This window comes from uncultured Microbulbifer sp. (assembly GCF_947504145.1).
In the GTDB taxonomy this organism is placed as follows: Bacteria; Pseudomonadota; Gammaproteobacteria; order Pseudomonadales; family Cellvibrionaceae; genus Microbulbifer.
This window is the reverse complement of record NZ_CANNGQ010000004.1, coordinates 434,778-453,020: the sequence shown is the minus strand read 5'-3', so window position 1 is coordinate 453,020 and position 18,243 is coordinate 434,778. Positions and strand designations below refer to the sequence as shown.

General features: G+C 57.7%; 19 protein-coding genes. 13 read left to right on the top strand and 6 right to left on the bottom strand.

The window, feature by feature from the left end; translation table 11 throughout:
* Window positions 1-2 precede the first annotated feature (2 nt).
* The 5 genes from Q1A74_RS15245 to Q1A74_RS15225 all read left to right on the top strand — a co-directional run bounded on the left by Q1A74_RS15245 (window position 3) and on the right by Q1A74_RS15225 (window position 3,717).
* A complete protein-coding gene (locus Q1A74_RS15245; protein ID WP_299598069.1) occupies window positions 3-431 on the top strand; it encodes a hypothetical protein in 429 nt (142 codons plus the stop codon).
* A gap of 15 nt (window positions 432-446) precedes the next feature.
* Complete coding sequence (aroE, locus tag Q1A74_RS15240) at window positions 447-1,286, top strand: shikimate dehydrogenase (RefSeq protein ID WP_299598066.1); 840 nt, start codon at window positions 447-449, stop codon at window positions 1,284-1,286.
* A gap of 276 nt (window positions 1,287-1,562) precedes the next feature.
* Window positions 1,563-2,054: a 5-(carboxyamino)imidazole ribonucleotide mutase gene (gene purE / locus Q1A74_RS15235; protein WP_299598063.1), complete on the top strand. Its 492-nt coding sequence runs from the start codon at window positions 1,563-1,565 to the stop codon at window positions 2,052-2,054.
* A gap of 41 nt (window positions 2,055-2,095) precedes the next feature.
* A complete protein-coding gene (locus tag Q1A74_RS15230) occupies window positions 2,096-3,211 on the top strand; it encodes a 5-(carboxyamino)imidazole ribonucleotide synthase (protein ID WP_299598060.1) in 1,116 nt (371 codons plus the stop codon).
* 104 nt (window positions 3,212-3,315) lie between these two features.
* Window positions 3,316-3,717, top strand: a complete 402-nt coding sequence (locus Q1A74_RS15225; protein WP_299598057.1) for a hypothetical protein — start codon at window positions 3,316-3,318, stop codon at window positions 3,715-3,717.
* 50 nt (window positions 3,718-3,767) lie between these two features.
* Here Q1A74_RS15225 and Q1A74_RS15220 read toward each other — a convergent pair whose 3' ends face one another.
* From Q1A74_RS15220 to Q1A74_RS15210, 3 genes are all read right to left on the bottom strand, one after another.
* On the bottom strand, window positions 3,768-4,685 hold the full coding sequence (locus Q1A74_RS15220; protein WP_299598054.1) for a dimethylarginine dimethylaminohydrolase family protein: 918 nt from the start codon (window positions 4,683-4,685) through the stop codon (window positions 3,768-3,770).
* 184 nt (window positions 4,686-4,869) lie between these two features.
* Window positions 4,870-6,117, bottom strand: coding sequence for a Zn-dependent hydrolase (locus Q1A74_RS15215; RefSeq protein ID WP_299598051.1), 1,248 nt, complete (start codon window positions 6,115-6,117; stop codon window positions 4,870-4,872).
* Window positions 6,118-6,287: 170 nt separating this feature from the next.
* Window positions 6,288-6,836 (bottom strand): gamma carbonic anhydrase family protein, encoded by a 549-nt coding sequence (locus Q1A74_RS15210; RefSeq protein ID WP_299598048.1) that lies wholly within the window; start codon window positions 6,834-6,836, stop codon window positions 6,288-6,290.
* Between the two features lie 140 nt (window positions 6,837-6,976).
* On the opposite strand from Q1A74_RS15210, the gene Q1A74_RS15205 reads away from it, so the two are divergent.
* The 3 genes from Q1A74_RS15205 to Q1A74_RS15195 are packed head-to-tail and all read left to right on the top strand — an operon-like array spanning window position 6,977 to window position 10,155.
* Entirely contained in the window at window positions 6,977-9,025 is a 2,049-nt protein-coding gene (locus tag Q1A74_RS15205; protein WP_299598045.1) for a M3 family metallopeptidase, read from the top strand.
* A 59-nt stretch (window positions 9,026-9,084) separates the two neighbouring features.
* Window positions 9,085-9,330: a YheV family putative zinc ribbon protein gene (locus Q1A74_RS15200; RefSeq protein ID WP_299598402.1), complete on the top strand. Its 246-nt coding sequence runs from the start codon at window positions 9,085-9,087 to the stop codon at window positions 9,328-9,330.
* An 18-nt stretch (window positions 9,331-9,348) separates the two neighbouring features.
* On the top strand, window positions 9,349-10,155 hold the full coding sequence (locus Q1A74_RS15195) for a hypothetical protein (RefSeq protein ID WP_299598042.1): 807 nt from the start codon (window positions 9,349-9,351) through the stop codon (window positions 10,153-10,155).
* Window positions 10,156-10,188: 33 nt separating this feature from the next.
* On the opposite strand, the gene Q1A74_RS15190 is transcribed toward Q1A74_RS15195, so the two are convergent.
* Both Q1A74_RS15190 and Q1A74_RS15185 read right to left on the bottom strand, forming a co-directional pair.
* On the bottom strand, window positions 10,189-10,848 hold the full coding sequence (locus tag Q1A74_RS15190) for a hypothetical protein (protein WP_299598038.1): 660 nt from the start codon (window positions 10,846-10,848) through the stop codon (window positions 10,189-10,191).
* A 156-nt stretch (window positions 10,849-11,004) separates the two neighbouring features.
* A complete protein-coding gene (locus Q1A74_RS15185; RefSeq protein ID WP_299598035.1) occupies window positions 11,005-12,369 on the bottom strand; it encodes an MATE family efflux transporter in 1,365 nt (454 codons plus the stop codon).
* A 418-nt stretch (window positions 12,370-12,787) separates the two neighbouring features.
* Here Q1A74_RS15185 and coxB point away from each other — a divergent pair, with 418 nt between their 5' ends.
* From coxB to Q1A74_RS15165, 4 genes are read left to right on the top strand one after another with little or no spacing between them, the layout of a single operon-like run.
* Window positions 12,788-13,948 (top strand): cytochrome c oxidase subunit II, encoded by a 1,161-nt coding sequence (gene coxB / locus Q1A74_RS15180; protein WP_299598032.1) that lies wholly within the window; start codon window positions 12,788-12,790, stop codon window positions 13,946-13,948.
* Window positions 13,949-13,972: 24 nt separating this feature from the next.
* On the top strand, window positions 13,973-15,523 hold the full coding sequence (ctaD, locus tag Q1A74_RS15175; RefSeq protein WP_299598029.1) for a cytochrome c oxidase subunit I: 1,551 nt from the start codon (window positions 13,973-13,975) through the stop codon (window positions 15,521-15,523).
* A 24-nt stretch (window positions 15,524-15,547) separates the two neighbouring features.
* Window positions 15,548-16,120, top strand: coding sequence for a cytochrome c oxidase assembly protein (locus tag Q1A74_RS15170; protein ID WP_299598026.1), 573 nt, complete (start codon window positions 15,548-15,550; stop codon window positions 16,118-16,120).
* Between the two features lie 6 nt (window positions 16,121-16,126).
* Window positions 16,127-17,017 carry a cytochrome c oxidase subunit 3 gene (locus Q1A74_RS15165; RefSeq protein WP_299598023.1) on the top strand — a complete coding sequence of 297 codons (891 nt, stop codon included), beginning with the start codon at window positions 16,127-16,129 and terminating at the stop codon, window positions 17,015-17,017.
* 49 nt (window positions 17,018-17,066) lie between these two features.
* Here Q1A74_RS15165 and Q1A74_RS15160 read toward each other — a convergent pair whose 3' ends face one another.
* Complete coding sequence (locus tag Q1A74_RS15160) at window positions 17,067-17,291, bottom strand: DUF2909 domain-containing protein (RefSeq protein ID WP_299598020.1); 225 nt, start codon at window positions 17,289-17,291, stop codon at window positions 17,067-17,069.
* Window positions 17,292-17,333: 42 nt separating this feature from the next.
* On the opposite strand from Q1A74_RS15160, the gene Q1A74_RS15155 reads away from it, so the two are divergent.
* A complete protein-coding gene (locus Q1A74_RS15155) occupies window positions 17,334-18,167 on the top strand; it encodes an SURF1 family protein (protein ID WP_299598017.1) in 834 nt (277 codons plus the stop codon).
* Window positions 18,168-18,243: the final 76 nt, after the last annotated feature.

The following is an 18,243-nucleotide window of genomic DNA, read 5'->3' as shown; positions in this document are numbered from 1 at the left end:
GTATGCACAAGGCCCGCCTGGAAGATATTAACAAACTGTTCCTGGAATACCGTCGCCTGTTTGAAGCCCGCGATGCAGAACAGATCGCGGACTTCTATCGTTTTCCGCTCCACTACTATTTCTCCAATGGTAAAAAATCCCAGCTCTCCCGGGAATATTTCATCGGGCGGGTAAACAAGCTGCTGAAGTTTTATGAGAAATTGGGCGTAAGCCAGATCGTCGGTGCGGTGACTGATGTGATCGAGCTGAATGAAAACACCAGCCTCGCCACCCTGAATTGGGTGTTGCTGGATGGCAGTGGCGAAAAACCAAAACAGATTTACAGCGCGGTCACCCGCTACATGGTGTGTGAGTATGAAGGCGACTTGAAAATTGACGGCTTGATTGGTGTGAACGAAACCAGTCAGCTGAAACAGGCATTACAAAAATAACGGACCAGAGAGAACATGGATAAGTACGCGGTAATTGGCAATCCAATCAAACAATCCATGTCCCCGGTGATCCACAGCGCTTTCGCGCAGGAGACCGGGCAGGCGTTGGAGTACGGCAAACTGTTTGCAGAACCGGATGGTTTCAAACCGGTGGTGGACGCATTCTTTGCCGATGGCGCCAAAGGGCTGAATGTGACGGCCCCGTTCAAGCTGGATGCATTTGCCTATGCCAATACGCTCACCGAGCGCGCGCGCACAGCCGGTGCGGTGAATACGCTGGCGCTGCAAGACGATGGCTCTTTGCTCGGCGACAACACCGACGGCCCCGGGCTGGTGTCAGATATTCGCGATCATCTGGGCTGGATGATTCAGGGCAAGAAGGTGCTGGTGCTCGGTGCCGGTGGCGCGACGCGGGGGACCTTGCTGCCGCTACTGAAAGAGCAGCCGGCGCAATTGCATATCGCCAACCGCACCGCGTCCAAGGCAGAGCAGTTGGCCGAGGATTTTGCGGCCTATGGGGCTGTGACGGCCGGCGGCCTGGATCGGATTCCGGCGGGATTTGAGTTGATCATCAACGCCAGTGCGGCGGGGCTTTCCGGTGAGCGGCCACAGATCGACGAGTCGGTGGTGGGGCCGGATTGTTGCGTCTATGACATGGTGTACAGCGCCGAGCCCACGGCGCTTATGCGCTGGGCGGAACCTCTGGGCGCGCGCACGGCTGATGGTCTGGGGATGCTGGTGGGGCAGGCCGCGGAGGCATTCTATGTGTGGCGCGGCGTCCGGCCTGCTGTAGAGCCTGTACTGGCGATGCTGCGGGATGCGCTGCGCAAAAAGCTCGCAGACACCGCTAAATAACAGCCTCTAGTGTTCGAAAACCTTCCAATACCTGATGGTCACGGGATCGACTAGTGACCACCAGAACACCCTATCGGACGCTATCGTAGGGATTTTGGCAGTGTGAAAGCATCGCCGGGGCCCCGAATAGGGCCCTCGCCGGTAAGATTTCACCCCAATCGCGACGGAAACACAGCGGAAAGCGCCGTATGGCGTACTTTTCTGGCGGAGTTTTGGTATCCTTCCGCCCCTAATTTTTTGGGGCCCGTGCCCGCGAAATCCTGGAGTTATGCGAAAGTGAATGAGCTTCCCTTCGAAAAAGTCACCATCGTGATGGGATCCCAGTCTGACTGGCCGACCATGGAAATGGCCACCAAGCCCCTCACCGATCTGGGTGTGCCTTTCGCCACCGCCGTGGTTTCTGCCCACCGCACCCCCCAGCGCATGACTGAGTTTGCTACCACCGCCCATGAGCGCGGTACCGAGGTGATCATCGCCGGCGCCGGCGGCTCCGCGCACCTGCCGGGCATGATCGCGGCCATGACCCCGCTGCCCGTGATTGGTGTGCCGGTGGCGAGCAAATTCATGACCGGTATGGACAGCCTGCTGTCCATTGTCCAGATGCCCAAAGGCGTGGCCGTGGCGACCCAGGCCGTGGGTGCCTCCGGCGCATTCAATGCGGGCCTGATGGCAGCACAGATACTGTCCCTGACGGATCCAGAACTGCAAAAGCGCCTGATCGCCTGGCGCGAGAAGCAGACCGCCGGTGTGCCCTTCGAAGTTGAATAAATTGCTTGGCGACTAGTGAACGATTACGAGGTATAGCGGAAATGACAGCCAGACGTGTAGGTATAGTCGGTTGTGGTCAGCTGGCGCAGATGATGGCCCAGGAGGCCCGCCCGCTGGGTATCGAATTCAGTTTTCTCGCCGAGGGTGGTGAGAACACCACCTGCGTGGAAGGGCTGGGTACCATCGTGGACGCCGGCGATGGCTCAGATATCGAAACGTTGTACAAGGCGATGGGCAGCCCGGAAGTCATCACTGCCGAGCGCGAAGGTGTGGATGCAGGCCTGTTGCGCGCACTGGAAAAATTCTGCCCGGTGTACCCGCGCCCGGATGCGTTTGAAAAAACCCAACACCGGGTGCGCGAAAAAACCGCGATCACCGATGCCGGCCTGCCGGTGGCCCCTTTCCGCCCCGCCAACAATTACGACGAGATCTGTGCGGCGGTCAAAGAGCTGGGTTACCCCTCGTTTATTAAAAGCTGTGAAAACGGCTACGACGGCAAGAACCAGTGGCGGGTGAACAGCGACGAAGACCTCGCCGCAATCGCCGACCAGGTACCCGCGCAGGAATACGTGGTAGAGAAAGGCATCAACTTCTCCCGCGAAGTTTCTTTAATCGGCGCCCGCACCGCCGATGGAAACGTAGTGACGTACCCGCTGGCGGAGAACGATCACTACAACGGCACTCTGCTGGTCTCTACTGCACCGGCGCCGCATGTGGATGAAAAGCTGCAGACTACCGCGCAAGAATATCTGTCCACTCTCATGAATGCCTGGGATTACGTGGGTGTGCTGGCGATGGAGTGTTTCGTCACCGACGACGGCCTGCTGATCAACGAGCTGGCACCGCGGGTACACAACAGTGGCCACTGGACGTTAGCCGGTGCCAAGACCAGCCAGTTTGCCAACCATGTACGTGCGATTCTCGGCATGGAACTGGGCGCTACTACTGCAGAGCGCCCGGCAGTGATGATCAATATGCTGGGTGTGGACAAAAAACCTACGCTGCAAAATGACGGTGTCTGGTCCTACGGCAAGGAGCTGCGCCCGGGTCGCAAGATGGGCCATGTGATCTTGCTGGACGATACCCAGGAAGCACTGGCCGAACATATCGATGCGATGCTGGAAGAACTCTACGGCCCCAGCAAACGCCCCGCCTGATATTCAAACCCGTTAGCGGTCTTTTCTGTTAGTTCTGGCATACTTTCCCCAATTACCCCGTTAGGAAATTTCCTGACGGGGGCGTGAAGAATCGGGGGATGTTTATGCGCGAATTTATAAAAAACCTTTCTATCTGTTTTGCCGCCGGCGGTATCGCCGGGCTCGGTTACGCACTCGGCCTGTGGGCGCTGGGCCACTACGGGTTTACCCGCGCGCTGTCGGTCGACATCGCGCCGCACCTTTCCAATGCGTACATTTATCAGCGGGTTGTGTGGGGCGGTATCTGCGGGCTGATTTTCCTGCTGCCCTGGCGCAAGAGCTGGATTACCCGCGGCTTTCTGCTTTCGCTGATACCGGCGGGGATTCTGTTGCTGGTATTGCTGCCGATGCGCGGTCTGGGTATTGGCGCGCTGGCGCTGGGGACGCTGACACCGCTGGTGATTATTCTGGCCTGCGCGGCAGGCGGGATCGCCGGGTCGGGGTGGTTGCGGGCTCAGGGGAAGTAAATCAGATACAAAAATGGCGACCACCGGTCGCCATTTTTGTTTGCGCCACATTATTTGGTGGCAACTTGCCGTGCGAGTGGCTGACACATGCAGTGCACGCCACCGCCGCCGGCGGTGATCATGGAGATATCCGGGTCAATCACTTCCAGTCCGTGGGCACGGCACTTTTCTTTCAGTTCGGTGTTGTCGGCGGGGAGCATGACGCGGTCGTTACCGAGGGCGACGACGTTGACGCCGAGCTCCATCACCTGCGGGTAGGAGATGTCGATGATTTCAAAGTTGCGGGCTTTGAACCACTGAATCAGTTCTGGCTCTACCGCATCCACACACACGGCGACGAGCTTTTCTGCGAGCGCCGCTACCAGTACGTCGATATGCAGGAAGTAGGGGTCAAATTCGTAACCTTTCACTTCCCAGCCTTCTTTTTCGATCCAGCCTTTCATCTGGTTGAAGCCTTGCGGTGAGGTGCGCTCGCCGCTGTAGCCGCACAGGATGACGCCGGGCTCGAGCACCATAAAGTCGCCGCCCTCTAGGCTGCCGGCGGTGATGATGTCGTAAATCGGAATATTCAGCTTTTGGTAAGTCTTTACCACGTCGACCCATTCGCCGCGGCGCCAGGGGGAGTACATCTGCGTAACGATGGGCCCCCAGGGTGTCATGACGCTGCTGTCGCGGGCGTAGAGCTGGTAGGGGAGGTTGCTGTCGGCGGGGAGCAGGTGGGTGGTGACGCCGGCCTGTTTGTAGGCGTCGAGCATTTCCCGATGCTGTTGTTTGGCGACGGTGGCGTCGAACTGGCGGCCGAGACGTACGGAGCGGCGGCTGGCGGCGTTGCCCATTTGCCAGGTGTAGTTGTCGATGGGGCCGACGAGCAGGTCGGTGAGCACGCCGTATTCGGAGTCGATGCCCCAGTTTTTCAGCGGCGCGGTGTTGCCGTTGTCGTTGCGGTGTTTGTAAGTAAATTCGGTCATGGTTTTTTTCTCGAATCTTTTTCGGAGCTTTGTTCTAGCTCTGTTGGCGCGGCCACTGCCGGTACCGATTCGCCAGACACGCCGTGAACCCATCCCTGGGGGCTCTTCCGCGAGGTCCCTCTCGCGGAAGGTCTGGCGAATCGGTACCGGCAGCAGCCGCTTCGCATCTAGGTAATTAGCTTCGTTAGCCTTTTTTGTTTGCCATCTTCAGCATCGCGTGCAGCAGCACATTCGCTCCCGCCTCCAGATCCTTCGGTTCCGCATTTTCCGCTTCGTTATGACTCAATCCTTTTTCACAGGGCACAAAGATCATGCTGGTGGGCGCGACGCGGGAGATATACACGGAGTCGTGACCGGCACCGGAGACCATTTCCTTGTTGCTGTAACCCAGCTCGGCTACAGAGCTGCGCACGGCTTCCACACATTTGGAATCGAAGGCGACGGCGGGGGAGCGCCACTCTTCGCGGATCTGCTGTTCGAGGCCGATGTCGTCGGCCACGCGGGCGGCGATTTCGCGGAAGCGCTGGTCCATGCTGTCGAGGATTTTCTGGTTCGGGTGGCGCAGGTCGACGGCGAGGACGAGTTTTTCTGGCACGGTGTTGCGGCTGCCGGGTTCGACGCGGATGTCGCCGAAGGTGGCGCGGGCCCAGGGGGCGTGTTCTTCGGCGAGTTTGTAGAGTTCGTCGAGTACGCGGTGCAGCCCCATAAACGGATCGCGGCGGGTTTCCATGGGGCTGGGGCCGGCGTGGCAGGGCTGGCCGATGAGGGTGAGGTCGTACCAGTTCATGCCCTGGACTCCGCTCAATACGCCGATGGTTTTTTCTTCGGCCTCTAAGATGGGGCCCTGTTCGATGTGCACCTCAAAAGCGGCGGCGAGGGGGCGCGGCTTGGCCGGGATGTCACCTTTGTAGCCAATGCGTGCGAGTTCTTCGCCGAAAGTTTTGCCTTCCTTGTCCTCGCGGGCGTAGGCGTAATGGAGGTCGAACTCGCCGGCCCAGACGCCGGAGCCGATCATGGCGGGGGAGAAGCGGGCGCCCTCTTCGTTGGTCCATACGGCGACTTCAACAGGGGCGTCGGTTTCCACATTGGCGTCATTGAGAGAGCGAATGACTTCAAGGCCGGAGAGTACGCCGTAAACACCGTCAAACTTGCCGCCGGTGGGCTGGGTATCGAGGTGGGAGCCGGTGAGCACCGGAGGCAGGTCGGGATTCTTTCCCGGACGCTGGGCGAAGATATTGCCCACATCGTCGATGGTGACGGTACAGCCGGCGTCTTCGCACCACTCTACGAACAGGTCACGGCCCTGCTTGTCCAGGTCGGTAAGGGCCTGGCGGTTGCAGCCGCCCTTGTCGGTGGCGCCGATCTGCGCCATCTCCATCAGGGAGTCCCACAGGCGCTGGCCGTTAATACGCAGTTGGCGGTTGTCGGTCATCGAGTTGTCCACAATCAGAAGTTGTTATGCGTACTTACATTCTGTACATCAGGTTTAGTACAGATGCTGGAACCATTGTGCCGCGAGGCAGAACTTCTGATTGTTGATCTCGATCGCTCCGCGCGGTGATCCTGCGGAATCAGCGCGCGCTAAATGCAGTTACTGCAGGATTAACCGGCGAGGTATTCGTCTTTCAGCTTTACGTAGTTGCCTGCGGTATAAGTGAAGAATTTCTTTTCCTTTTCCGACAGCGGCCGCGCCTGCTTTGCCGGCGAACCCACATACAGATAACCACTTTCCAGCCGCTTGCCCGGCGGCACCAGCGCGCCGGCGGCCAGTACCACTTCATCTTCGATCACCGCGCCATCCAGCACTATCGCACCGATGCCAATCAATACGCGGCTGCCCACTGTACAACCGTGCAGGCACGCCTTGTGGCCGATGGTGACGTCTTCGCCGATGGTGAGCGGCCAGCCGCCTTCGTTGAAGTCGCTGGCGTGGGTGATATGCAGTACCGAGCCGTCCTGCACGCTGGTGCGGGCGCCGATGCGCACCCGGTGCATGTCGCCGCGGATGACGGTCATGGGCCATACGGAGCAGTCGTCGCCCAGTTCCACGTCGCCGACTACCGTGCTCTGGGGGTCGATAAATACGCGCTCACCCAGTTTCGGGCTGTGGCCGCGGTGCGCGCGCAGGGTAGGTTGGGGTAATTCGGACATGGGTAAAGCTGACCTCCGGGCTTTCGAGCAAGGTGTTAGTGTGCAACGAGCGAGTGCAATCCACTAGAATATTGGGCATATGTTAACCCGTCCCCGCGATCCGCGCCCCGCTGCCGGTCGCCCATCGACAAGGAATTCCGATGTCAGATTCTTCCTCCGTCAACCCGTTGCTGACTGCCCCGCTGCTGCCGCCCTTCGATACCATCCAGCCCCAGCACGCGGAGCCCGCCATTAAGGAGCTTATCGCCAACTGCCGCGAACAGCTGCAATCCTGCCTGAAACACCGGGAAGATGGCCCCAGTTGGAATGAGACCATGGCACCCCTGGAGGAGGCGCAGGATCTGTTGAGCAAGGCATTTTCGCCGGTCTCGCACCTGAACAGTGTGTTGAGTGGCGACTGGCGCGCGCCCTACGAGGCGTGTCTGGCGCAGGTGACGGAATACTGGACCGAGCTGGGGCAGAACCCGGAACTGTTTGCAGTGTACCGCGCGCTGGCCAAGTCCGAGGAGTTTGCCGGCTGGCCCCAGGCGCGCAAGCAGGCAGTGCGCCACGGGTTGCGGGATATGCATCTCGGCGGTGTGGCTCTGGAAGGCGAGAAGCGCGCGCGCTACGCCACCATCAGCAAGCGTCTGGCGGAGCTGAAAAGTCAGTTCGCCAACAATGTACTGGATGCCACCAATGCCTGGAGCCTGACGGTCACCGACGAGGCTGAACTGGCGGGGATCCCCGAGTCCGCACTGGCCGCCGCCCGCGCCGCGGCGGAATCAAAAGGCGAACAGGGTTGGCGACTGACTCTCGATGGGCCCTGTTTCCTCGCGGTGATGACCCACGCGGAAAGCCGCGAGCTGCGCCACAAGATGCACTACGCGTTTATCACCCGCGCCTCCAGCGTGGGCCCCAATGCCGGTGAGTTTGATAACGCCAATGTGATGGCGGAAATCCTGTCTCTGCGCGCGGAACAGGCGCATCTGCTGGGCATGAAGCATTACGCCGAGCGCTCCCTGGCCAGCAAAATGGCCGGATCGCCGGAAGAGGTGGAGACCTTCCTGTGGGATCTGGCCAAGCGCGCCAAGCCCGCCGCCGTGAAGGAGTTTGCCGAACTGCAGGCGTTTGCCGCCGACGAACTGGGCCTCGACAAGTTGCAGCCCTGGGATGTGGCCTGGGCGGCGGAGAAGCTCAAGCAATCCCGCTACGCGGTAAGCCAGGAAGATCTGCGCCCCTATTTCCCCTACCCGAAGGTGCTGTCCGGCCTGTTTGCGGTGGCGGAGAAGCTGTTTGGGGTGGTGGCGGAGCGGGACGACAGCGTGGCCAGCTACCACAAAGACGTGCACTTCTACTGGCTGAAGCGCGGCGGCGAGCCGATCGCCGGTTTTTATCTCGATCCTTATGCCCGTGAGAAGAAGCGCGGCGGTGCCTGGATGGACGACGCGCGGGTGCGCCGCCAGACGGTGGCGGGGCTGCAGCTGCCCGTCGCCTACCTGGTTTGTAACTTTTCTAGCCCGTCTAAAGACAAACCAGCCCTGCTGACCCACTACGAGGTCACCACCCTGTTTCACGAATTCGGCCACGGTCTGCACCATATGCTCACCCAGGTGGATGTGGCGGCGGTATCCGGGATTAACGGTGTGGCCTGGGATGCGGTAGAGTTGCCCAGCCAGTTCCTGGAGAACTGGTGCTGGGAGCCGGAGGCTCTGGCGATGATTTCCGGGCACTTTGAGACCGGAGAGCCCCTGCCGCAGGCGTTATTGGATAAAATGCTCGCCGCGAAAAACTTCCAGTCCGCGATGTTCACTGTGCGCCAACTGGAGTTTGCCCTGTTCGATTTCCTGCTGCACTCGCGCCCGGAAGGCGCCAATGCGGATGAAATCCAGCGGTTGATCAATGACGTGCGCGCTCGGGTTTCGGTGGTGCCGGTATCCCCGGACAACCGCTTCCAGAACAGTTTCAGTCATATTTTTGCCGGCGGTTACGCGGCGGGATACTACAGCTACAAGTGGGCGGAAGTGCTGAGTGCGGATGCGTTTTCGCTGTTTGAAGAGACGGGGATTTTCGACCCGGCCACAGGCAACCGATTCCTGACCACCGTGCTGGAGCAGGGGGGCAGCCGCGACGCGCAGGACCTGTTCACGGAATTTCGCGGTCGCGCCCCTACAATAGACGCGTTGCTGCGCCACTCGGGCATTGAGTGACGTTTTTAAGCGAAATGGTTTTAAAGAGGTAAGCTTTGAGCGACGAATTTGAAAAACCCATGAAGCGCCGGTTTATTGCCGGCGCGGTCTGTCCGCGCTGCAGCGAAATGGACAAGATCGTCAATTACAAACTGGGCGATAAAAACTATCGCGAATGCGTGGCCTGTGGTTTCAAAGACGAGATCCGCCTACAGGCATCGCCGCGGGAACTGGATACCCGCGTGAATCAGACCGAAGACAGGGAAGTGGAAGAAACCGCGGTAAAAATACTGCAACCACCCGCCGGGCCGGCCGGTAAAAAATAATCCACAAACAGTGTTCCCTTGAAAAAAATCTATCCCCTGATTGCACTGGCAATTGTACTGACGATTGCTGCTTTTTATGGCCTCGAGCATTACCGTGAGGTGCGCGCGCTACAGCAGACTCATACCGCGCATCTAATAACCCGTTGCGTTAATCAGGGACTGCTATCTCTATTTACTTTGCAGGCGAATGACTGGGCGGAAAATCCCGGGCAGTTAAATGCGGAAGAAAAACGCCTCAAACAGCGTGTGGCGACATTGCCAAATGCAGTGTACGACGGCAAGCCATTTTCTGACTGGCAGGGCGCGCTGGAAGTCTGTGATCGCCTTACGGTAAATTCCAATCGCCAGCACAAAACCATTTTCCGGCCGCTGACGGAGATGGCGAAAAAGGAAATGTGGAGTCTGCAAACGGCGAAAAGTGAACAGTTTCAGGAGCGGCGCAAAAAAGCGATCTATCGCACCAAAGTTGCCGCGGAAGCGGCGGACCGTTATCTGGATGATCTGAGTGCCGATGTGAATCGATTGCTGGATGTCAGCCGGATTTCTCCCGAGGCGCAGGCGCTGACACAGCAGCAGCTGCAGGAAAATATTTTCAAGAAATATCACAGGGGACGCTTCAGCAAGCGGCGGGTTCTGCAATATCTGGAGCGTCAGAAAGAGTTTTACCAATTGCTCACAGACAACCCGAAAGGTTTTACCCTGCGCGGCGGCAGTCTGTATTTTTACAATAAAAAAATGCACCGCAGGGCAGATGACCTGAACCGGTCTCTACTGCAGGGTGAAGTGGATTTCTTTAGTAACTGGCGCCAGATTGTAGAGCAGTAAGCGGTTACAACGGTTCGCCGGTGCCAGTCTCCGTCAGTGCGACAGATCCATGTGGCGGGTAAGGGTTGGCGTGCGTAATTCGATCTGCATATGCTGGGCAAAGTCCGGCCATTCGCCCGGCGCGTCATCGTAGCGCTGCTTGTGCAGGATCATGGAAACCAGCCGTGCCGGATCCAGCTCCGCCGGCTCAAAGCGCTGCAGCAATACTTCGGCGAGGTCGTCCAGCTGGCACGCCAGCGTTTCTCCCAGTAACTCCCGCACCACCAGGTTGGCCACCATCGGGTCCATCGGCAGCAGCGGTGTGCCGCACAGGGGCTGCAGCATATCGTTGATTTCTTCCATGGTGCGGTGGGCCAGATAGGCCTCATCGAGAATCGAGCCCAGGCCGTGCTCGTGGGGTTGGCGCTCGGGGATTTCACTGAAACTGTGCAGAATCAGCTCCCGCACCGGGTGGAAATTCAGGCCGCCGGCATCACACATCTGGTCCAGCCGCTTTAGCCAGGTGGGTATCGCCTGGATATAGCGAATCACAAAACAGGTGATGTGCAGGGGCGCGTCCCGCTGTGGCAGATGAATGCTGCGGTGCAGGTTCGGCAGGGTATCGTGCAGCGAACGGCGAAAACGCCCGCGCGCCTGTTCGGCGGCGACCGCACGGTCGATACAGTCCTGAATTAATTGGTAATGGTCAGACATACATCAAAACGAAAACGGCGAAACCGCCTCCCCGTTTCTTTGTTCGCATGCCCCTCCCCAGAGTATTCCTGACTCTGCATAGCCTATCCATAGGCTAAAAAAGTGTGCGGACAAGACTGCTTAACGTTGGACGTGGAATCGGTACCGTAGCTCCAGTTACAGCCAATAATTGTTCTTAGTGTAGTTGTAAAAGTAGACCATTAATCCGGCGGAACGTGCGACAAACCACAAAAAAAGGCTGAACCAGATGCCAGTGTTGTCCCACTGGCGCGTAAACCACCAGCAGGGCAAAAACACCATCACAGTTGCAATGAACATGGTGTCACGCATCTGTCTGCTTTTTCCCGCCCCGATGAAAACCCCGTCAAGCTGATAACTCCAAACCGCCACCAGTGGCAATGCGCACAGCCATGGATAAAAGACCGCAGCTGCGTCTAAAACGTCAGGAATATTGGTGAACATCGCCAATATCCAGCTTTCTCCGACGACCAGGACCAGCGTGATCAACATCGCGGATGCCAGCGCCCAGACCCCGGCAGCGGTATTGGTGCGCTTGAACTGGGCCATGGAGCCGCGGCTTACTGCGTGACCAACCAGGGACTCGGTGGCGTGGGCGAAGCCGTCCAGCGCGTAGGAAGTCATCATCAGCAGTTGCAGCAGTATCGCGTTGGCCGCCAGCACCGTATCTCCCTGTGCGGCGCCCTGGGCAGTGAAAAATGTCAGGGTGAACAGCAGCAGGCAGGTGCGGATAAACAGGTCGGTGTTGATCCGCAGCAGCTCTCTCCAGGGGCCAGTATTTTGCCACGGCCAGAAGTCCACGCTCTTCAGCACCCTGCGCAATTCCACCAGTGCAGGCCGGTGACGTTTGCCGAGCAACCAAAACCCCAGTGTAAAACTGCAGACGTCCGCACTCACCGAGGCCCAGGCCGCGCCGCGCGCACCCATGTCCAGGCCGAGGATCAGCAGCAGGTCCAGCAGGATATTCAGCAGGTTGGCGGTCACCAGAATCGCCAGCGGCGCGCGGCTGTCCTGGCGACCGATGAAAAACCCGAGCAGCGCGAAATTGGCCAGTACCAGCGGCGCGCTCAGTAACCTTATCTGCAGATAATCCTGCGCGTGGGGGCTGGCCTCGGCGCTGGCGTTCATCCACTGGGTGATTAGCGGTAGCAGTGGTGACGCTAGCAACAGCAGCATAAATCCCAGTAGTGCCGCCAGGCACAGGGCGCGCAGCAGCCAGGCGACACCGGCACGATCGTCGCCGGCGCGCGCAACCAGCCCGGTGGTTCCCATACGCAAAAAACCGAACGCCCACAGCAGCATCGAAATCACACTGGCGCCAATGGCAACGCCGGAAAGGTATTCCGGGCTAGGCAGGTGCCCGAGCACGGCAGTGTCTACGGCACCCAGCAGAGGCACAGTAATGTTGCTCAGGATCATGGGCCAGGCGAGCTGCCATACCCGCACGTAGGGCGCGGAAAATCGGCGCGAAATGGCACTTCGGCGCGCCTGTGAATTTTTCATGTAAGTTGGCGGTTTAATTGACTTTCTTCTGGCAATGTGTTTCTTTTGAACGTGCTAGATGCGACAAAAAGACACAGGTTGTTGGTTGTACCTTCCGGGCGACGACATCTGAAGTAAAAATAACAAGTTGCACTGACAAGCAGTATCGCGCAGTCGAGGTCCTCGCCCGGTGTGCGAACCAGTGTATGTAGTCTTGGTTTACTACAGCATGTCCACATGATGATGTGTGGAACATACCCCGATCTGTGGATCGGGGGCAGACTCCAGTCCTCCGAACGGCCAACCGCTGTTACAGGGTTTTGCTATTTTGTGGTTTTCAATACCGCGACTGCGCACGCAATTTCAGTGTGCCGGCTCGCAGTGCTGTGACCGCAGGAAAGCGGCTCGCGAGAATAACAAACATGGAGATCTGCAGGCGATGTTGATGGGCTTAAAACGGCTGTTCGCCTTTCTGACCCTTTCGGCTCTCGCTCCCGGTGCTTTCGCTCAAGAAGCGGCAGAAAAAGCACAGGAGGGCGTTCAGCGCTGGGGGGTCAATATGACCCAGGGGGTAACCGAAGTTTCCCGTACCACTTACGATCTGCACATGCTGATTTTCTGGATCTGCGTGGCAATCGGCGTTGTGGTGTTTGGGGTGATGTTCTACAGCATGTGGCGTCACCGCAAAAGCAAGGGTTACAAGGCGGCTCAATTTCACGAGAGCACACTGGTGGAGCTGGCCTGGACCATCGTTCCCACCCTGATTCTCGTCGGCATGGCCTTTCCGGCCACTAAAACCCTGTACGATATCTACGATACCAAGGAAGCCGATCTCGATATCATGATCACCGGCTACCAGTGGAAGTGGAAATACGATTACCTGGGTTCCGATGTCTCCTTCTTCTCCAATCTTTCCACCCCCCTCACGCAGATCAACAACCAGCAGGCGAAAACCGAAAACTACCTGCTGGAAGTGGATGAGCCGATGGTGGTGCCGATCAATAAAAAGATCCGCTTCCTGATTACCGCCAACGACGTGATTCACGCCTGGTGGGTGCCGGACCTTGCCGTGAAAAAAGATGCGATCCCCGGCTTCGTCAACGAGTCCTGGACCCGTATCGATGAGCCGGGAATCTACCGCGGCCAGTGCGCCGAGCTCTGCGGTAAAGACCACGGCTTTATGCCGATTGTGGTTAAGGCCGTGCCGGAAGACGAGTACCACTCCTGGTTGAGCGAGCGCGCCGAACAGGCTGCACTGATCAAGGAGCTGACGAATAAAACCTTCACCTTCGACGAGCTCTACGAGCGCGGCAAAAAAGTTTACAACAGTGCCTGTGCCGCCTGTCACCAGCCCAATGGCCAGGGTGTGCCCGGGGCCTTCCCGGCGATCGCCGGCTCCCAGGTTGCTACCGGTGGAATGGATAGCCACCTGAGTATGGTAGTGAACGGCTCGCCGAATAATCCGGCGATGCAGGCCTTCGGTGCACAGTTGAATGAAGTGGATCTCGCTGCGGTCATCACCTACCAGCGCAATGCCTTCGGCAACAATATGGGCGACACCGTGCAGCCCATCGACATTCTCAATTTCAAGAATAAGTAAGCAGGAGCCGAGAGGAGTTTAGTTATGGCACACGGTCCCAAACCCGGATTTACCCGCTGGCTCTACACCACTAACCACAAAGACATCGGCTCGATGTATCTGTGGTTCAGTTTTGCGATGTTCCTGCTGGGCGGCTGTATGGCGCTGGTTATCCGCGCCGAATTGTTCCAACCCGGCCTGCAGATAGTGCAGCCGGAATTTTTTAATCAGATGACCACCATGCACGGTCTGATCATGGTATTCGGTGCGGTGATGCCGGCCTTCGTTGGCCTCGCCAACTGGATGGTGCCGATGATGATCGGCGCTCCGGACATGGCGCTGCCGCGCATGAACAACTGGAGCTTCTGGATTCTTCCCTTCGCGTTTGCGATGTTGACCTCCACTCTGTTTATGGAGGGTGGCGCGCCCAACTTTGGTTGGACCTTCTACGCACCGCTGTCCACCGAATACGCACCGCCGAGCGTAACCTTCTTCATCTTCGCCGTGCATATCATGGGTGCGTCATCGATCATGGGGGCGATCAACATCGTCGCCACCATCCTGAACATGCGCGCGCCGGGCATGACCCTGATGAAGATGCCATTGTTCGTGTGGACCTGGCTGATTACTGCCTACCTGCTGATTGCGGTCATGCCGGTACTGGCCGGTGTAGTGACCATGATGCTGATGGATATCCACTTCGGCACCAGCTTCTTCAGCGCGGCCGGCGGCGGTGACCCGGTACTGTTCCAGCATGTGTTCTGGTTCTTCGGCCACCCCGAGGTGTACATCATGATTCTGCCGGCGTTTGGTATCGTGTCGGCGATCATCCCCACCTTCGCGCGCAAGCCGCTGTTCGGCTACAGCTCCATGGTGTACGCCACCGCATCCATCGCCTTCCTCAGCTTTATCGTGTGGGCGCACCACATGTTTACCGTGGGAATGCCGATTGCCGGTGAGCTGTTCTTCATGTACGCCACCATGCTGATTGCCGTGCCTACCGGGGTGAAGGTGTTCAACTGGGTGTCCACCATGTTCCGGGGCTCGATGACCTTCGAGACTCCGATGCTGTTCTCCATCGCCTTCGTAATCCTGTTTACCCTGGGTGGCTTCTCCGGGCTGATGCTCGCCATCGCGCCGGCGGACTTCCAGTATCACGATACCTATTTCGTGGTGGCGCATTTCCACTATGTGCTGGTACCTGGCGCGATCTTCTCGATCACCGCCGGCGTCTATTACTGGCTGCCCAAGTGGACCGGGAATATGTACAACGAGACCATGGGCAAGGTGCATTTCTGGATGGCGTTTGTCGGCCTGAACGTAACCTTCTTCCCCATGCACTTCGTCGGCCTCGCCGGTATGCCACGTCGCATACCGGATTACGCCCTGCAGTTTGCTGATTTCAACCAGATTGCCAGTGTGGGTGCCTTCCTGTTCGGCGCTGCGCAGATCGTGTTTCTGTTCAACGTGATTCGCACCGTACAGGGCGGCAAAAAAGCCACCGATGAAGTTTGGGAAAATCCAGAAGGGCTGGAATGGAGTGTGCCTTCACCGGCGCCATACCATACCTTCAGCACACCGCCGGTCGTGCGTTAATCACTGAGTTAACGGGCAGCCATTATGTCGCTGAGTGCAAACGCTAAAACCACGGCCAAGCTGCTGACCCTCGCGGTCAGCATGCTCGGCTTTGCGCTGTTCATCATGCCGCCGCTGTACGATGCCTTCTGCGAAATTACCGGACTCAATGGCAAGACCGGCGGACGTTATGAAGCGGTGCCCGCCGCGGTGGATACCGAGCGCACGGTGAAAGTGCAGTTCGTTGCCAGTAACAACGAAAATATGCCGTGGGAATTCAAACCGGGCACGGTGGAATTGCGCGTGCATCCCGGTGAGGCTGTGGACACGGTTTTTGTTGCCCGTAATCCCACCGAGCACGACATGGTCGGTCAGGCGATCCCGAGCCTGGTACCTTTTAAGGCCGCCAGCTATTTTCATAAGACCGAGTGCTTCTGCTTCAATCAGCAGGCACTCGCTGCCGGAGAAACTGCAGAGCTGGGGTTACGATTTATTGTCGATCCCGACCTGCCTCCCGGCGTAAACACCATCACCCTTTCCTACACGCTGTTTGATGTCACGGAAAGAGTTGCCAAACAAGCGAACAACAAAAATTCCGACCCCGAGCGAGAGGGATAAAAAACTATGGCCACTGAAAGCAGCTACTATGTTCCCGAGCAGTCCCGGCTGCCTATCTTCGCCACCATCGGCCTTTTTCTGACGGCCTTCGGTGCCGCCAGCTGGATCAATGGCGGGAGCTCCTATATTTTCTTCGCCGGTGCGCTGTCCATGGCCACGGTACTGTGGTTCTGGTTTGCCACGGTGATCAAGGAAAATATGCAGGGGCTCAACAGTGATCAGCTCAAGCGCTCTTATGTGTGGGGTATGGGCTGGTTCATTTTCTCGGAAGTGATGTTCTTCGCAGCGTTCTTTGGCGCGCTGTATTACATTCGCACCTTCGCATTGCCATGGCTTGGAGGCGAAGGTGACCGCGGCTCTTCCAATATGCTGTGGGATGGCTTCCAGAATACCTGGCCGCTTATGGTCACCCCAGAACAGGCAGTAGCCGGTGATTCGGCCAAAGTGGTTGGGCCCAAGGGCATTATCGACCCCTGGCACCTGCCGTTGCTGAACACCGTATTGCTACTGGCCTCGAGCGTTACCGTGCACATCGCCCACGTCTACCTGAAAAAAGGCAAGCGCCAGGGTTTCAACCTGTGGCTTGGTGCCACCGTGGTATTGGGCTTCACTTTCCTGTTCTTCCAAGTGGAAGAATATCTGGAAGCCTACCAGCAGTTGGGGTTGACACTGGAATCCGGTATTTACGGAACGACCTTCTTCATGCTGACTGGTTTCCACGGCGCGCACGTTACCTTGGGCACCATCATGCTATTGATCATGCTGCTGCGCTCGGTGATTGCACATCACTTCAAGCCTGATGATCACTTCGGCTTTGAAGCTGCCAGTTGGTACTGGCACTTTGTGGACGTGGTGTGGGTAGGATTGTTTATCTTTGTTTACGTACTCGGTGCGTAACCAGACCGGCAATGGTGGGTGCGATGTGCATCCACCATAGATTTAAACATTAATATTTGTTCGCCCAGGGTGCCGTGTTGGAAAGCATCCCGCTGTGAAAGCCATACCAGATGGCAATAAGCAGCAATGCCGCCAGGGTTATGCGAATGCCCAGCGTATAGAGGGTACGCTTAGATTGCGGCGCGCCCATATCGCGCAACATAAATAGCAGAGCGCTGGTCAAACTGGCCAGCACGGCGAGAAACAGCAACACGATAATTGCTTTTAGCCACATAATTTAGCGCCACCCATAGAAGTAAACAGAAGTATTGTTGGCATGACAGTTCCGAATAAGTCGTCACACCCTGACGACAATGCATTTACCACCGGGACCCAAACACTCTCCACGGAAGCGGGAGAACCATCGCGAGCCGCCAGTGTAGCATTTATCCGCAATTGGCCTCTCAGCATCCTGTGCCTGTGTTTCTTTCCACTGCTGATTGGTCTGGGCAGCTGGCAATTACAGCGGGGCGAAGAGAAGCAACAGATTCTGGATAAAGTGGATGCCCGCCTATCATCACAACCGCAAAAAATTTCCGAGCTGATAAAACCAAAGGTCTACACACCTGTTCGGTTGCTCGGCTTCTATACCGATGAATATTTTTATCTCGATAACCGCACCCGCAATGGCCGTGTCGGCTACGAAATACTGCAGGTGTTTGAAACCGGCAACAGCAAATCTGGAAAAGCCCGCTGGCTGATCAACCGCGGCTGGCTGCCTGCCAGCAGTGACCGAAACCGGCTGCCAGATATTGCTTATCCACTGGCCGCCAAGGTTATCACCGGGTTTCTGTACCCGAATGGTGATACAGCGGTGGACGAGCAAACTGCGGTGTCTTCCCACAGTCGAATCCAGTCTCTGCAGCCATTGAGTAGCGGCCAGCTACGGCTGCAGCAGCCTGCATGGCATATTCGCCTGAGTGCCGATTCCGATACCGCACTGCTGACAGACTGGCAATTGATCACCACAAACCCACAGAAACACCGGGGGTACGCGGTTCAGTGGTTTACCATGGCTGCGGCACTGTTGGTACTCTGGCTGCTTGCGGCGACCAATATGCGGCGTATCGTGCGAGAAAAGTGGTTTAAAAAATCGCCAGAACAGACATAATCAACCGATAACAATAACGAGCTACCGCAGGTTATCCACCCGAGCACCACAATGAGGAGCTGGTACACCGCGGCGC

Excerpts from the sequence above, each read along its gene's own strand:
- Q1A74_RS15245 (WP_299598069.1), top strand. The coding sequence starts at position 3 with ATGCACAAGGCCCGCCTGGAAGATATTAACAAACTGTTCCTGGAATAC.
- aroE (WP_299598066.1), top strand. The coding sequence starts at position 447 with ATGGATAAGTACGCGGTAATTGGCAATCCAATCAAACAATCCATGTCC.
- Q1A74_RS15230 (WP_299598060.1), top strand. The coding sequence starts at position 2,096 with ATGACAGCCAGACGTGTAGGTATAGTCGGTTGTGGTCAGCTGGCGCAG.
- Q1A74_RS15225 (WP_299598057.1), top strand. The coding sequence starts at position 3,316 with ATGCGCGAATTTATAAAAAACCTTTCTATCTGTTTTGCCGCCGGCGGT.
- Q1A74_RS15220 (WP_299598054.1), bottom strand. The coding sequence starts at position 4,685 with ATGACCGAATTTACTTACAAACACCGCAACGACAACGGCAACACCGCG.
- Q1A74_RS15215 (WP_299598051.1), bottom strand. The coding sequence starts at position 6,117 with ATGACCGACAACCGCCAACTGCGTATTAACGGCCAGCGCCTGTGGGAC.
- Q1A74_RS15210 (WP_299598048.1), bottom strand. The coding sequence starts at position 6,836 with ATGTCCGAATTACCCCAACCTACCCTGCGCGCGCACCGCGGCCACAGC.
- Q1A74_RS15205 (WP_299598045.1), top strand. The coding sequence starts at position 6,977 with ATGTCAGATTCTTCCTCCGTCAACCCGTTGCTGACTGCCCCGCTGCTG.
- Q1A74_RS15200 (WP_299598402.1), top strand. The coding sequence starts at position 9,085 with ATGAAGCGCCGGTTTATTGCCGGCGCGGTCTGTCCGCGCTGCAGCGAA.
- Q1A74_RS15190 (WP_299598038.1), bottom strand. The coding sequence starts at position 10,848 with ATGTCTGACCATTACCAATTAATTCAGGACTGTATCGACCGTGCGGTC.
- Q1A74_RS15185 (WP_299598035.1), bottom strand. The coding sequence starts at position 12,369 with ATGAAAAATTCACAGGCGCGCCGAAGTGCCATTTCGCGCCGATTTTCC.
- coxB (WP_299598032.1), top strand. The coding sequence starts at position 12,788 with ATGTTGATGGGCTTAAAACGGCTGTTCGCCTTTCTGACCCTTTCGGCT.
- ctaD (WP_299598029.1), top strand. The coding sequence starts at position 13,973 with ATGGCACACGGTCCCAAACCCGGATTTACCCGCTGGCTCTACACCACT.
- Q1A74_RS15170 (WP_299598026.1), top strand. The coding sequence starts at position 15,548 with ATGTCGCTGAGTGCAAACGCTAAAACCACGGCCAAGCTGCTGACCCTC.
- Q1A74_RS15165 (WP_299598023.1), top strand. The coding sequence starts at position 16,127 with ATGGCCACTGAAAGCAGCTACTATGTTCCCGAGCAGTCCCGGCTGCCT.
- Q1A74_RS15160 (WP_299598020.1), bottom strand. The coding sequence starts at position 17,291 with ATGTGGCTAAAAGCAATTATCGTGTTGCTGTTTCTCGCCGTGCTGGCC.
- Q1A74_RS15155 (WP_299598017.1), top strand. The coding sequence starts at position 17,334 with ATGACAGTTCCGAATAAGTCGTCACACCCTGACGACAATGCATTTACC.